Annotated in this window: 15 protein-coding genes; 11 read left to right on the forward strand and 4 right to left on the reverse strand. The window is 69.6% G+C overall.

Annotated elements, in window-relative coordinates; all coding sequences use genetic code 11:
• Positions 1-88: 88 nt before the first annotated feature.
• From def to ASF44_RS04030, 6 genes are all read left to right on the forward strand, one after another.
• A complete protein-coding gene (gene def / locus ASF44_RS04005) occupies positions 89-607 on the forward strand; it encodes a peptide deformylase (RefSeq protein ID WP_056897831.1) in 519 nt (172 codons plus the stop codon).
• A gap of 5 nt (positions 608-612) precedes the next feature.
• Positions 613-1,083 (forward strand): hypothetical protein, encoded by a 471-nt coding sequence (locus ASF44_RS04010; RefSeq protein ID WP_056897832.1) that lies wholly within the window; start codon positions 613-615, stop codon positions 1,081-1,083.
• A 3-nt stretch (positions 1,084-1,086) separates the two neighbouring features.
• Positions 1,087-2,049, forward strand: a complete 963-nt coding sequence (gene fmt / locus ASF44_RS04015) for a methionyl-tRNA formyltransferase (protein ID WP_056897833.1) — start codon at positions 1,087-1,089, stop codon at positions 2,047-2,049.
• On the forward strand, positions 2,049-2,789 hold the full coding sequence (locus tag ASF44_RS04020) for an AzlC family ABC transporter permease (protein WP_056897834.1): 741 nt from the start codon (positions 2,049-2,051) through the stop codon (positions 2,787-2,789). The genes fmt and ASF44_RS04020 overlap by 1 nt, the downstream gene beginning before the upstream one ends.
• On the forward strand, positions 2,786-3,124 hold the full coding sequence (locus tag ASF44_RS04025; RefSeq protein ID WP_056897835.1) for an AzlD domain-containing protein: 339 nt from the start codon (positions 2,786-2,788) through the stop codon (positions 3,122-3,124). The genes ASF44_RS04020 and ASF44_RS04025 overlap by 4 nt, the downstream gene beginning before the upstream one ends.
• A gap of 85 nt (positions 3,125-3,209) precedes the next feature.
• A complete protein-coding gene (locus tag ASF44_RS04030; RefSeq protein WP_056897836.1) occupies positions 3,210-4,403 on the forward strand; it encodes a phosphoglycerate kinase in 1,194 nt (397 codons plus the stop codon).
• Here the strand turns inward: ASF44_RS04030 and ASF44_RS04035 are convergent, their stop codons facing one another.
• Both ASF44_RS04035 and ASF44_RS04040 read right to left on the reverse strand, forming a co-directional pair.
• Positions 4,404-5,324: a DUF3014 domain-containing protein gene (locus tag ASF44_RS04035; RefSeq protein ID WP_056897837.1), complete on the reverse strand. Its 921-nt coding sequence runs from the start codon at positions 5,322-5,324 to the stop codon at positions 4,404-4,406. It lies immediately after the preceding gene.
• A gap of 70 nt (positions 5,325-5,394) precedes the next feature.
• Complete coding sequence (locus tag ASF44_RS04040) at positions 5,395-6,486, reverse strand: fatty acid desaturase (RefSeq protein ID WP_056897838.1); 1,092 nt, start codon at positions 6,484-6,486, stop codon at positions 5,395-5,397.
• 133 nt (positions 6,487-6,619) lie between these two features.
• Between ASF44_RS04040 and pyk the strand changes: the two genes are divergently transcribed.
• Entirely contained in the window at positions 6,620-8,068 is a 1,449-nt protein-coding gene (pyk, locus tag ASF44_RS04045) for a pyruvate kinase (protein WP_056897839.1), read from the forward strand.
• A gap of 13 nt (positions 8,069-8,081) precedes the next feature.
• Here the strand turns inward: pyk and ASF44_RS04050 are convergent, their stop codons facing one another.
• Positions 8,082-8,852, reverse strand: a complete 771-nt coding sequence (locus ASF44_RS04050; RefSeq protein ID WP_056897840.1) for a YdiY family protein — start codon at positions 8,850-8,852, stop codon at positions 8,082-8,084.
• Positions 8,853-9,147: 295 nt separating this feature from the next.
• Between ASF44_RS04050 and ASF44_RS04055 the strand changes: the two genes are divergently transcribed.
• Positions 9,148-10,035, forward strand: a complete 888-nt coding sequence (locus ASF44_RS04055; RefSeq protein ID WP_056897841.1) for a fructose bisphosphate aldolase — start codon at positions 9,148-9,150, stop codon at positions 10,033-10,035.
• 125 nt (positions 10,036-10,160) lie between these two features.
• Positions 10,161-11,066, forward strand: a complete 906-nt coding sequence (locus ASF44_RS04060) for a phosphoribosylaminoimidazolesuccinocarboxamide synthase (protein ID WP_056897842.1) — start codon at positions 10,161-10,163, stop codon at positions 11,064-11,066.
• Between the two features lie 13 nt (positions 11,067-11,079).
• Here ASF44_RS04060 and ASF44_RS04065 read toward each other — a convergent pair whose 3' ends face one another.
• Entirely contained in the window at positions 11,080-12,048 is a 969-nt protein-coding gene (locus ASF44_RS04065) for a tetratricopeptide repeat protein (RefSeq protein WP_056897843.1), read from the reverse strand.
• A gap of 35 nt (positions 12,049-12,083) precedes the next feature.
• On the opposite strand from ASF44_RS04065, the gene purE reads away from it, so the two are divergent.
• Together purE and ASF44_RS04075 are read left to right on the forward strand one after the other, a co-directional pair.
• A complete protein-coding gene (gene purE, locus ASF44_RS04070; protein ID WP_056897844.1) occupies positions 12,084-12,575 on the forward strand; it encodes a 5-(carboxyamino)imidazole ribonucleotide mutase in 492 nt (163 codons plus the stop codon).
• Positions 12,572-13,756 (forward strand): 5-(carboxyamino)imidazole ribonucleotide synthase, encoded by a 1,185-nt coding sequence (locus ASF44_RS04075; RefSeq protein WP_056897845.1) that lies wholly within the window; start codon positions 12,572-12,574, stop codon positions 13,754-13,756. The genes purE and ASF44_RS04075 overlap by 4 nt, the downstream gene beginning before the upstream one ends.

Below are 13,756 nucleotides of genomic sequence, written 5' to 3' on the forward strand. Positions count from 1 at the left end.
CCTGATCGGACAACGATTATTGCCCCGGCCGTCCAGGCGTCCGGCCAAAAGTGGCGAAAATAGCGACAACTCCGATCTTTGCGTTCCCATGGCCCTGCTCCCCATCCTCCAATACCCCGACGCCAGGCTGAACAAGGTGGCCCAGCCCGTGGCCGCCGTGGACGCGCGCATCCAGGCGCTGGTGGCCGACATGCTGGAGACCATGTACGACGCCAAGGGCATCGGCCTGGCTGCCACGCAGGTCGACGTGCACGAGCGTGTGATCGTGATCGACGTGTCCGAAGAGCGCGACACGCCGCTGGTGCTGGTCAATCCCGAAATCACCTGGTCCAGCACCGAGCGCGAGCTCGGCGAAGAAGGCTGCCTGTCCGTGCCCGGCATCTACGACGGCGTCGAACGCGCCAGCCGCATCCGCGTGCAGGCGCTGGACGGCACCGGCCAGTCGCGCAGCATCGAGGCCGAAGGCCTGCTGGCCGTCTGCATCCAGCACGAGATGGACCACCTGCTCGGCAAGGTCTTCGTGCAATACCTGTCGCCGCTCAAGCGCAACCGCATCAAGACCAAGATGCTCAAGGCCCAGCGCGACTTGGCGCGCGACGCCGCCTGATCCCCATGCTGCGCCTGCTGGCCACCGCGCTGCCCCTGCTTCTGGCCGCCTGTGCCAGCGTGCAGAGCGGCATGGCACGCGAGGAGGTGCTAGCCGCCTGGGGCCAGCCGACGCGCAGCCTGGCCCTGCCGGACGGCCAGCGCCTGCAGTATTCACAGCAGCCGTCGGGCCAGCAGGTCTTCATGGTCGACCTGGACGCGGGCGGCAAGGTGCGCCAGGTGCGCCAGGTGATGACGCGCAGCGACTTCGCGCGCATCGCCACCGATGGCTCCTGGACACGGGCCGATGTCGAGCGCGAATTCGGTCCCGCACCGGACAACGAGCGCGTGAGCAGCTGGAACGGCCCCATCCTGACCTACCGCTGGCGCGAGGGCATGATCGACCTTTACTACTGGGTCTACCTCGACCCTGCCGGTGTCGTGCGCCGTGCCCATGAGGGCGTGGACTGGCGCAACATGCGGCACACCATCAACTGATCCATGCGCATCGTTTTTGCGGGCACACCCGAGTTCGCCCGGGTGGCCCTGGCGGCCCTGCACGCCCACGCTTTCGAGATTCCCCTCGTCCTGACCCAGCCCGACCGGCCCGCCGGCCGCGGCATGAAGCTGCAGGCCTCGCCCGTCAAGCAGTTCGCGCAGAAGCACGACTGGCCGGTGGCCCAGCCGCGCAGCCTGCGCCTGGACGGCAAGTACCCCGACGATGCCGCCGCTGCGCGCGAGGCCCTGCTGGCGGCGCGGCCGGACGCCATGGTCGTCGCCGCCTATGGCCTGATCCTGCCGCAATGGGTGCTCGACCTGCCGCGCCTGGGTTGTCTCAACATCCATGCCAGCCTGCTGCCGCGCTGGCGCGGTGCCGCACCCATCCACCGTGCCATCGAGGCCGGCGACGAGCGCACCGGCGTGACCATCATGCAGATGGACGCCGGCCTGGACACCGGCGACATGCTGGTGGAGGAGTCCCTCGCCATCGGCGAGGACAGCACCGCGCAGCTGCACGACCGCCTGGCCGCGCAGGGCGGCCGGCTCATCGTGGACGTGCTGCGCCTGGCCCAGGCGGGCCGCCTGCAGCCCCGGCCCCAGCCGGCCGAGGGCATCACCTACGCCCACAAGATCGAGAAGGCCGAGGCGCCGATCGACTGGGCGCTGCCCGCCGCCGCCATCGCGCGCCGGCTGCGCGCCTTCGACCCGTTCCCGGGTGCGACCACGCAGCTGGGCGCCGAAACGCTCAAGTGCTGGGCCGGCCACGTGCTGCAGGATGTGCTACCCGATGCCACCGGCCTGCCGCCCGGCACCGTGCTCAGGGCCGATGCTGCGGGCCTGGCCGTGGCCACGGGCGACGGCGTGCTCCTGCTGACCGAACTGCAGCGTGCCGGCGGCAAGCGCCTGCCGGCCGCGGCCGTGCTGGCGGGCTTTGCCATCCAGAGCGGCCAGGTGCTGGGCTGATGTTCTGGTCCGCGGCGGTACGGCGCAGGCCGGCGTTCGGCGAGGCGTGGCGCGAGATGCTGCCGGTGGCCATGGGCATCGGCGCCTGGGGCCTCATGACAGGCGTGGCCATGCTCAAGTCCGGACTGTCGGTGGTCGAGGCCGTGGCCATGACCTTGCTGGTCTACGCCGGCAGCTCGCAGCTGGCGGCGCTGCCCTTGCTGGTCGCCGGCGCGCCGTTCTGGGTCATCCTGGCCACGGGGTTCTGCGTGAACCTGCGCTTCGTGGTGTTCAGCCTGCACCTGCGGCCCTACCTGCTGTACATGCCGCGCTGGCGCCGGCTGCTGCACGGCTACCTGACGGCCGACATGAGCTATGCGATGTTCACGCGCCGTTTTGCCACGCCCGGGCAGACGCCGGCCGAGCGCGAGGCGCAGGAGGCCTTCCTGACCGGCGGCTACTGCGTGACCTGGATGGCCTGGATGGGCATGAGCCTCGTCGGCATCGCGCTGGCCAACTTTATCCCGACGCACTGGGGCCTGGGTTTTGCAGGCGTGTTGAGTTTGGTGGCCATCGTCTGCTCGATGGCGACGACGCGGCTGCGCATCCTCGCCGCGCTGATCGCCTCGGCCACCGCCGTGGCGGCCTACGCCTTGCCCTTGCGGCTCAACATCGTCGCCGGCATCGGCATGGCAGTGCTGGCCTGCTTCTGGCTGGAAAAGCAGCTGGGCCTCAATCCCGACGAGGAAGACGCGAAATGACCGGCACCACCGACATGTGGACCCTGGCCGTCATCGTCGGCCTGGCCGGCGTGACGATGCTCACGCGCTGCTTCTTCTTCATCCTGGACCGCCCCTGGGGCCTGCCCGACTGGGCCCACCGCGCGCTGCACTACGCGCCGGTGGCGGCCCTGGCGGCCGTCATCGCGCCCGAGATCCTCATGAGCAACGGCCACTTCGTCGCCACCTGGCAGGACGCGCGCCTGTATGCGGCCGCGGTCGGCGCGGCCTGGTACTTCTGGCGCGGCGGGGTGCTGGGCACCATGCTGGTCGGCATGGCCGTGTATTTGCCGCTGCACCTGGGGCTGGGCTGGTGAGCGCCGCAGGCCGCCAGGCCGAAGGAGCCCGGGACGTGCTTTCTACAATGACCGGCTGTCGTCCACCATCCCCCACCACCACACCATGAACGTCATCCGCTTCTCCGACCTGTGCGCCCAAGGCAAGGCCGCCGGCCAGCGCGTCTTCATCCGCGCCGACCTCAACGTGCCGCAGGACGATGCCGGCAACATCACCGAGGACACGCGCGTGCGTGCCTCCGTGCCCTGCATCCGCATGGCGCTGGACGCTGGCGCGGCCGTGATGGTCACATCGCACCTGGGCCGCCCCACCGAAGGCGCGTTCAAGCCCGAGGACTCGCTGGCCCCGGTCGCCAGGCGCCTGTCGGAACTGCTGGGCCGCGAGGTGCCGCTGGTCGCCGACTGGGTCGACGGCGTGCAGGTGCAGCCCGGCCAGGTCGTGCTGCTGGAGAACTGCCGCATCAACAAGGGCGAGAAGAAGAACGACGAGACGCTGGCGAAGAAGCTCGCCGCGCTGTGCGACATCTACGTGAACGACGCCTTCGGCACCGCCCACCGGGCCGAGGCCACGACCTACGGCATCGCCCAGTTCGCCAAGGTGGCCAGCGCCGGCCCGCTGCTGGCCGCCGAGATCGACGCCATCACCAAGGCCCTGGCCCAGCCGAAGCGCCCGCTGATCGCCATCGTGGCCGGCTCCAAGGTCAGCACCAAGCTCACCATCCTCAAGTCGCTCTCGGAGAACGTGGACGGCCTGATCGTGGGCGGCGGCATCGCCAACACCTTCCTGCTGGCCGCCGGCCTGCCGATCGGCAAGAGCCTGGCCGAAGCCGACCTCGTGGGCGAGGCCAAGGCGGTGATCGAGGCCATGAAGGCGCGTGGCGCCGAGGTGCCGATCCCCGAGGACGTGGTGGTGGCCAAGGCCTTCGCGGCCGATGCGCCGGCCACCGTCAAGGCCGCGGCCGACGTGGAGGCGGACGACCTGATCCTGGACATCGGCCCCAAGACCGCGGCACGCCTGGCGGCCCAGCTCAAGGCGGCCGGCACCATCGTGTGGAACGGGCCGGTCGGCGTGTTCGAGTTCGATGCCTTCGCCAAGGGCACCGAGGCCATCGCGCGCGCCGTGGCCGAGAGCAGCGCCTTCAGCATCGCCGGCGGCGGCGACACGCTGGCGGCGATCGCCAAGTACGGCATCGAGAAGGACGTGGGCTACATCTCCACGGGCGGCGGTGCCTTCCTCGAGGTGCTGGAAGGCAAGACGCTGCCCGCGTTCGAGATCCTGGCCCAGCGCGCCGCGGGCTGATCAGCGCGTGGCCGGGGCGGCCACGGGGGCGGTGGCCGCGCCTGCGGCCACCAGGCGGCGCAGCTTGGCCAGCAGGGTCTTGGCGCGCTTCTCGTTGGCCGCGCCCATGCGCACCAGCATCTTCTGGCCGGCCGACAACGACTGCAGCTGCGGGTCGGTGAACTCATAGCGCACCCAGGGCCGCGGGTCGGCCAGCTCGCCGCGCACCTCCAGCAGCCGCACCGCCAGCGGGCCCTGTGGTTCGGGTGCCTGCAGCAGGTGGTCCAGCGTCGCCACCAGGCGGTCGTTGAAGTAGCGGCCCGGATAGCCCAAGTCCTCGTAGGCCTGCTGGAACAGCGGGTACAGCCGGCCGTAGAGTTGCACCGCGCGCTCCAGCGGAATGGCTTCGGCGAACGACAGCAACGCGCCGTAGCGGCCCGCGTTGGTGGGGGCGATGACGGTGGCCTCGCCCTGGCCCTGCACCAGGAAACGCTGCGGCGCGGGCTGCACCGGCCACAGGCGCGCCGGCGCGCTCGCGCGGGGCAGGTTGTCCACGGTGGCGACCACGCGGCGCACGAAGCCGTCCGTCAGCAGCAGCGCCTGCACGGGGCCGCGGCCCAGCAGTTCGACCAGTGCGTCCGCGACCGGGCCATCGGCTTCGGCCAGTGCCGGCAGCGGCTGGCCCGGGGCGGGCGGGACCTCGATGGGATGCTCCGGCCCGGACGCCGCAGCCTGCGGTGGCGCGGCGCTGGCAGCAGGCGCCGCTGGCGCGGCCACGGCGGGGGCCGGTGCCGGCGGCACGGGCTCCGCGGGCCTGCCCCAGAACCACCAGGCGCCGCCTGCCGCCAGCGCCAGCACCAGCACGAAGGCCAGCAGTCCCGGCACGCGGGGCGCGCCCGATGCGCGGGGCGGGTGCAGGTCGCGGTGGTCGGGTGCGGGCATGCGTTCTCCTTTCGGTGTGTGGCCCTGTGATCCTCGCATGGCCCGGGCGTTCCCCTTGCGGGGCCTGGGGTCAAGCGGTCGCACGACCGTGGAAGTCGGTCCAGCACTGGCGTGGGAAGTCGTACAGCTTGCAGGCGCGCGCAGTCTCGAAGTACCACGTCCATGAGAAGCGCTGCACGATGATGCGTTCGGGCAGCAGCTGCTCCAGCAGGGCCTGCGCCTCCTTGAGCTTGTACAGCGGGATGCTCATGTCCACGTGGTGCGCCGTGTGCTCCATGATGTGGTGGACCAGCGCGCCGATCTGCAGCGGAAAGCGCAGGTGCACGGTGGTCGAGACGAAGGGCTGGGCGCGCTGCCAGGCCGCCCTGTCGTCGTGCCATTTCACCTTCACATGCGTGTGGTGGCCGTAGATCACGAAGCCCATCATGTGGAACCAGAACACCAGGGGCACGCCAAAGCCCAGCAGCAGCACCAGCCACACGGCCTGCCGCGTGGCCAGCGCGGTGGCCACCAGCGCGGCGATCCACAGCGCCGCGAAGCCGGTCACGAGCAGGCAGTCGCGCGTGAAGACGGGGCGGTGGCTGGTGCCCATGCTGCTGCGGCGCGGGAACATCATCTTCTTCCACCAGATCTCGACCATGTAGTACAGGCCCGGCCCCCAGCCGCTGCGGTAGATGCGCTCGCACAGCCGGCGCAGCGGTGCCATGGCGCGGTATTCGGCCTGCGTGGACGGGGCCCAGACGAAGTCCACGCCCTTGAGGTTGGTGAAGCCGTGGTGCACCACGTTGTGGCCCATGTCCCACAGGCTGTAGGCCGTGAGCGAGGGCAGGAAGGCGATGCGGCCCAGCCAGCGGTTCAGCCGCCGGTGCGACGTCAGGCTCTGGTGGCAGGCGTCGTGGCCGATGATGAACAGCCGGCCGATCACGAAGCCGGCCGCCAGCGCGCAGGCCAGCTTGAGCCACCAGGGCCGCAGCAGCGCGGCGCCGGCGATCAGCGCGGCGAACAGCAGCAGGTCGAACGCCAGCAACGCGAACGCGCGCCGCGTGCTGCGTCCGGCGATGGGCAGCAGCCAGGCGCGGATGGTCTTGCGGTGCGGCAGCGGCGCGTCGGGTGCCAGTGGCGCGGGCAGGTCCGGGCGGGCCGGAGCGAAGGAGCGGTGCATGGGAATGGGCGGTGCAATCGAACGGAAGTCCGGCACCGTAGCCCGGCCCCCGCGGCGGTGCTGTGACGCAGGTCAACGCCAGGGCGATCTGTCGCACCGCCATGTGAGAATGGCCGGCACAAGGAGACTCTGCATGAGCACGACCCGACTTCCCCGCCACGCCACCAAGATCGTCGCCACCCTGGGCCCGGCCTCCAGCACGCCCGAGATGCTGGAGCAGATGATCATCCACAAGGTCAGCGTGGTGCGCCTGAACTTCAGCCACGGCACGGCGCAGGACCACATCGCGCGCGCCGCGATGGTGCGCGAGGCGGCGCGCAAGGCCGGCCGCGAGGTGGCCATCATGGCCGACCTGCAGGGCCCCAAGATCCGCGTCGGCAAGTTCGCCGCCGGCAAGGTGCTGCTGGTACCCGGCGAGAAGTTCGTGCTGGATGCCGCACGCACCGAGCCGGGCGACATCGATGGCGTGGGCCTGGACTACAAGGACCTGCCGCGCGACGTGAAGGCCGGCGACCGGCTGCTGCTCAACGACGGCCTGATCGTGCTGGTCGTCGATGCCGTCAAGGGCGACCAGGTGCACACCACGGTCAAGCTGGGCGGCGAGCTGTCCAACAACAAGGGCATCAACAAGGAAGGCGGCGGCCTGACCGCGCCCGCGCTGACGGCCAAGGACATGGAGGACATCAAGACCGCCATGAGCTTCCAGGCCGACTACGTGGCCGTGAGCTTTCCCAAGAACGCCACCGACATGGAGATGGCGCGCCAGCTGTGCAACGTGGCGGGCGCCGAGAGCGGCCACAAGCCCGGCATGATCGCCAAGATCGAACGTGCCGAAGCCATCCCCAAGCTCGAGGAGATCCTGCGCGCCAGCGACGGCATCATGGTCGCGCGCGGCGACCTGGCGGTGGAGGTCGGCAACGCGGCCGTGCCTGCGCTGCAGAAGAAGATGATCCGCATGGCGCGCGACATGGACAAGGTGGCCATCACCGCCACGCAGATGATGGAGTCCATGATCACCAACCCCGTGCCCACCCGCGCGGAGGTCAGCGACGTGGCCAATGCCGTGCTGGACGGCACCGATGCGGTGATGCTGTCGGCCGAGACGGCGTCTGGCCGCTACCCGCTGGAGACCGTGCAGGAGATGAGCCGCATCTGCGAGGCCGCAGAAGGCGCCGAGGACAAGAACCTGGATGCCGACTTCAGCGGCCGCAACTACGCGCGCATCGACCAGTCGATCGCCATGGGTGCGCTGTTCACGGCGCACCACGTGGGCGCCAAGGCCATCGTGGCGCTGACCGATTCGGGCTCCACCATGCTCTGGATGAGCCGGCACCGCGCCCACATCGCCATGTACGCGCTGACCTCGCGCCTGGCCACGCAGCGCAAGCTGGCGCTGTACCGCAACGTGCGCCCGCTGCTGATGGACTCGCACACCGACCGCGACACCGCGCTCGAGCAGGCCGAGGCCCACCTCAAGAAGCGCGGCATCGTGCAGACGGGCGACGTCTACACCATCACCTGCGGCGAGCCCATGGGTGCCCCGGGCGGCACCAACATGCTCAAGATCTGCGTGGTGCGCTGACGGGCTTCAGCCGTCAGTCGAAGCGGAACGACACGCCGGTCACGAACATCGCGTCCGTCTTCTTCACGCCAGCGCCAGGGTCGCTGTTGTAGCGCACGCTCAGGCCGGCGGTCAGGTTCATCGACTGGGTCATGGCCACCGTGACGTTGGTGTCGAAGCTGGCGCGGTATTCGCCCGTGTCCCGCAGGTTGGGGTAGAGCGCCAGGCGCTGGCGCAGGCTGGTGGTCTGGGTCAGCTTGTGGTTGGACTCCTCGGCCAGCACCAGTTCCAGCCGGCCGTAGCCATCGCGCACGCTGCCGTCGATCTCGGTGGGCTCGATGAAGCGGTCGCGGCTGTAGCCCAGGCCGCCCGAGACGTCGAAGGTGGTCTGGTCGTTCTTGACCACGTGGTAGCCCACGCCGGAAGCCACCGACAGGCGCGAGGACAGGTTGGCCAGCTTGTCGCGCAGGCCATCCGCCGAGCCGAAGCCGAACCAGACCGGCGTGAGGTCGCGCGTGTACTGCGTGCCCAGCGCGAAGCGCTCGGTCTGCGTTTCGCCGTCGCTGTGGGCATACGCGCCCTGGCCCAGGAATGTCCACTTGTCGATCGCGCTCACGCGGGCGGCCTCGCCGGTCAGGTTCAGGCTGACCGACTCGTTGTTGCCGGTCGCGGCATTGGCGCCGGCCGTCAACAGGTAGCGCCACTTGTTGTCGGGCTTGAGCGTGACCTGGGCGGACGCCAGCAGCGGCACCGCCAGCAGGGCGGCCAGGGTGGCGTGGCGGAGCGGTAGTCGGGTCGACGGCATCGGGCAGATCCTCCAAAAGGCAAAAAAGAAGAACAAAGAAAAAGCGCTCAGGGCGCCGTGGTTGCCAATGGTGTGCGGTGCAGCAAATCCGGTTGGGGAAAATTCCTGGAACCGGCGCGAGCTCGCGCCTTTGTCCGACACGGCAGCGGCGTGCCGTCCTTCGCAGACCGTGGTTACGGGCTGGTTACCAGCCGCGGCACTCGGGTTTCACCGGATTTCGCCAGTCATCCCCCTACAATTCCGCGGTTTTGTGCATCCAGCCGCCCCCGGCCCCCATCCCAAGAAGGTGTCACCAGTGAATCAGGAACAGCTGAACAAAGTCTCCACCGGCAACGGTTTCATCGCCGCCCTGGACCAGAGCGGCGGCAGCACGCCCAAGGCGCTCAAGCTCTACGGCGTCGAGGAATCCACCTACAGCGGCGACGCGCAGATGTTCGACCTGGTGCACGCGATGCGTAACCGCATCGTTACCAGCCCGGCCTTCGACGGCCGCCGCGTGCTGGGCGCCATCCTGTTCGAGATGACCATGGACCGCCAGTTCGACGGCATGGACGCCGCCCAGTACCTGTGGGAGAAGAAGCAGGTCGTGCCGTTCCTGAAGGTCGACAAGGGCCTGGCCGACGAGGCCGACGGCGTGCAACTGATGAAGCCCATGCCCGAGCTCGACGCCCTGGTGGCGCGCGCGGTCAAGAAGGGCATCTTCGGCACCAAGATGCGCTCGGTCATCAACAGCGCCAATGCCAAGGGCATCGACGCCGTGCTGGACCAGCAGTTCGCGGTCGGACTGCAGATCCTCAAGGGCGGCCTGATGCCCATCATCGAGCCCGAGGTCAACATCAAGGCCACCGACAAGAAGGAAGCCGAGGCGTTGCTCAAGGCCGGCTTCATCAAGCGCCTGGACGCGCTGCCCGCCGACGCCAAGGTCATGCTCAAGCTGACCATCCCGACGGTCGATGGCTTCTACAGCGAACTGGTCAAGCACCCCAAGGTCGTGCGCGTCGTGGCGCTGTCGGGCGGCTACAGCCGTGCCGATTCCAATGCCATGCTGGCCAAGAACCCGGGCGTCATCGCCAGCTTCAGCCGCGCGCTGACCGAGGGCCTGACCGCCCAGCAGTCCGACGCCGAGTACAACGACGCGCTGGACGGCGCGATCGAATCGATCTACAAGGCATCGATCACCTGATCGCCGGCGTTCTCCACGCCAGCCCCGAGGCCGCGGAATCCGCGGCCTTTTTTCTGGCCGGCCGCCGTCGTGGACAATCGCCGGCGACCCGTGTTCCGAGTTTCCGATTCCTTGCGGCCTGCACCATGACCTCTGCCCTGCACACCTCTAAGCTGACCTCGCTGCCGCTGCTCGCGCGTGGCAAGGTGCGCGACAACTACGCCGTCGGCACCGACCGCATCCTGATGGTGGCCAGCGACCGGATCAGCGCCTTCGACGTGATCATGGGCGAACCCATTCCCGGCAAGGGCGCGCTGCTCACGCAGATGGCGCTGTACTGGTTCGACCAGCTGGGCCACCTGTGCCCCAACCACCTGACCGGCGAGTCGCCCGAGAGCGTGGTGGCGCCTGACGAGGTGGAGCAGGTGCGCGGCCGCGCCATGCTGGTCAAGCGCTTGAAGCCCATCCCGGTGGAGGCCGTGGTGCGCGGCTACCTGGCCGGCAGCGGCTGGAAGGAGTACCAGGAAGGCCAGGCCGTCTGCGGCGTGCCGCTGCCGGCGGGCCTGAAGAACGCGAGCCGGCTGCCCGCGCCCATCTTCACGCCGGCCTACAAGGCCGAGGCCGGCGCGCACGACGAGAACATCACGTTCGAGAAGGTGGTCGAGATCGTGGGCCCCGAGCTGGCCGCGCAGATCCGCGACACCAGCATCGCGATCTACCAGGCCGCCTGCGCCATCGCCCAGACCAAGGGCATCATCATCGCCGACACCAAGTTCGAGTTCGGCCTGGACGAGGCCGGCACGCTGCACCTGATGGACGAGGTGCTGACGCCGGATTCCTCGCGCTTCTGGCCTGCCGAAAGCTGGCAGGAAGGCAGCAACTCGCCCAGCTACGACAAGCAGTTCGTGCGCGACTGGCTCGAATCCGTGCGCATCGACGGCAAGCCCTGGGACAAGACGCCGCCTGCGCCGCGCCTGCCGCGCGAGGTCATCGAGAAGACCGCTGCCAAGTACCAGGAAGCCTGGCAGCGGCTGAACGCACCGAACGCCTGACCGGCGCCGGCCCTCAGTTCAGCGCCATGCTGAGCTTGCGGCGGTAGCTGGAGACCAGCGCCGCCTGCGGGTCTTCCGCCATGGCGGCCTTGCCGGTCAGCTCGATGCCGCCGGCGCTCTTGCCCGTGGCATCTGCCGCCGCCTTGGGCTTGGGCGGCGTCAGCAGCTCCAGGATGGCGATGTAGGTCTTGCGCGGCAGCTCCTCGCTCCACTTCTTGTCGCGCATGACGATCTCCAGCAGTTCGTCCATGGCGGCCGTGGGTTCGCCGCGCGCGAGCAGCACACGGCTCTTGGCCAGGCGCAGGTCGAAGTCGCGCTTGTTCTCGGCGATCCTGGCATCGAACTGCTCCACGCTCCAGTCGCGGCGCGGGTCGGCGGCCACCGCCTCCAGCGCCGCGCGCCATTGCGCCAGCGCCTCGAAGCGCAACTGCACCGGGATCTGCACCAGCGCCGGCTGCAGCGCCGCGCCGGCATCGTCGAAGTGGCCCGAGGAGATCAGCAGCTTCACGTAGTCGTAGCGGGCGTCGTCGTTGGCCGGGTTCACGGCCAGCGCCTCCTGCAGCTTGACGAGGGCGGCATCGGCGTCGCCGGCATCCAGCAGCTCCTGCGCGGCCTCGGCCTCGTCGGCGCTGGCCAGTTCCTCTTCGCCCGGCACGTGCTTGTCCAGGAACTCGCGGATCTGCGCCTCCGGCACGGCGCCGACGAAGCCGTCTACCGGCTGGCCGCCCGAGAACATCACGCAGAACGGGATGCTGCGCACGCCGAACATCTGGCTCAGCTGCTGCGCGATCTGGGGCACCTTGTCGGCATCGAGCTTGGCCAGCAGGAAGCGGCCGTCGTAGTCGCGCTCGAGCTTTTCCAGCACCGGGCCCAGCTGCTTGCAGGGGCCGCACCATTCGGCCCAGATGTCCAGCAACACCGGCTGCTGCAGGGAGGCTTCGATCAGGTCGGCCTGGAAATTGTCGAGGGTGATGTCAATCATCGGGAGAACCTGGGGGTGAAAAGTAAAATTGCGCGATGAGCGCAGTTCAAATTGGAATTGTCATGGGCTCCAGCAGCGACTGGGACACCATGCAGCATGCGGTGGGGATTCTCCAGCAATTCGGTATCGCACACGAAGCACGGGTGGTCTCGGCCCACCGCATGCCGGACGAGATGTTCGCCTACGCCGAGGCCGCCGCCGGCCGCGGCCTGGCGGCCATCATCGCGGGCGCGGGTGGCGCGGCCCACCTGCCCGGCATGCTGGCGGCCAAGACCACGGTGCCCGTGCTGGGCGTGCCGGTGGCCAGCAAGCACCTGCAGGGCGTCGATTCGCTGCACAGCATCGTGCAGATGCCCAAGGGCATCCCGGTGGCCACCTTCGCCATCGGTGTGGCGGGTGCGGCCAACGCGGCACTGTTTGCCGTGGCCATGCTGGCCGTGGGCGATCCGGCGCTGCGCGCGAAGCTCGATGCCTTCCGCGCCGAGCAGACCGCGGCCGCCCAGGCCATGACGCTGCCGCCCGTATGACGCAGTCCACCTTGTTGCCCGGTGCCACGCTGGGCGTGATGGGCGGCGGCCAGTTGGGCCGCATGTTCGTGCACGCGGCGCAGAGCATGGGCTACTTCACGGCCGTGCTCGATCCGGACGCCTCCAGCCCGGCGGGCCGCGTCAGCCACCACCATGTGCAGTCCGATTACCTGGACGATGGCGGCCTGGCGGAGCTCGCGCGCCTCTGCGACGCCGTGACCACCGAATTCGAGAACGTGCCTGCGCCCGCGCTCGCGCGCCTGGCCACGCAGCGGCCGGTGGCGCCCGCGGCCGAGGCCGTGGCCATCGCCCAGGACCGCAGCGCCGAGAAGGCGCACTTCACACGCATCGGCGTACCCTGCGCGCCCTATGCCGAGATCAAGGACCAGGCCTCGCTCGAGCAGGTCGATGCCCAGCTGCTGCCGGGCATCCTCAAGACCGCACGCATGGGCTACGACGGCAAGGGCCAGGCTCGCGTGCGCACGCGCGAGGAATTGGCCGCGGCCTGGGAGCGGCTGCAGCGCGTGCCCTGCGTGCTGGAGCAGATGCTGCCGCTGGCCGACGAATGCTCGGTCATCGTGGCGCGTGGCCGCGACGGCGCGATGGTGCATTTCCCGGTGCAGCACAACCTGCACCGCGACGGCATCCTGGCCGTGACCACGGTGCACGCCGGCGTGCTGCCGGCCGCCACCTGCGAGAAGGCCATCGCCGCCGCGCGCGCCGTGGCCGAGGGCCTGGACTACGTGGGCGTGCTGTGCGTGGAGTTCTTCGTGCTGCAGGACGGCCGCCTGGTCGTCAACGAAATCGCGCCGCGTCCGCACAACAGCGGCCACTACAGCATCGACGCCTGCGATGTCTCGCAGTTCGACCTGCAGGTGCGCACGCTGGCGGGCCTGCCGCTGGTCGCGCCGCGCCAGCACAGCCCCACCGTCATGCTGAACCTGCTCGGCGACCTGTGGTTCGATGCGAACGGCCAGCGTGCCCAGGCCAGCGGGGACGCGGTGGCGCCACCCTGGGACGCCGTGCTGGCCCTGCCCGGCGTGCACCTGCACCTGTACGGCAAGCTCAAGGCGGCGCGTGCGCGCAAGATGGGCCACCTGAACGTGACCGGCGCCACGCCCGAGGCAGTGCGCGCCACCGCTTTGCAGGTGGCCGCCATCCTGGGCATCGCAGCGTTCTGA

Origin of the sequence: Pseudorhodoferax sp. Leaf274 (assembly GCF_001422445.1) — a bacterium.
GTDB lineage: Bacteria > Pseudomonadota > Gammaproteobacteria > Burkholderiales > Burkholderiaceae_C > Pseudorhodoferax.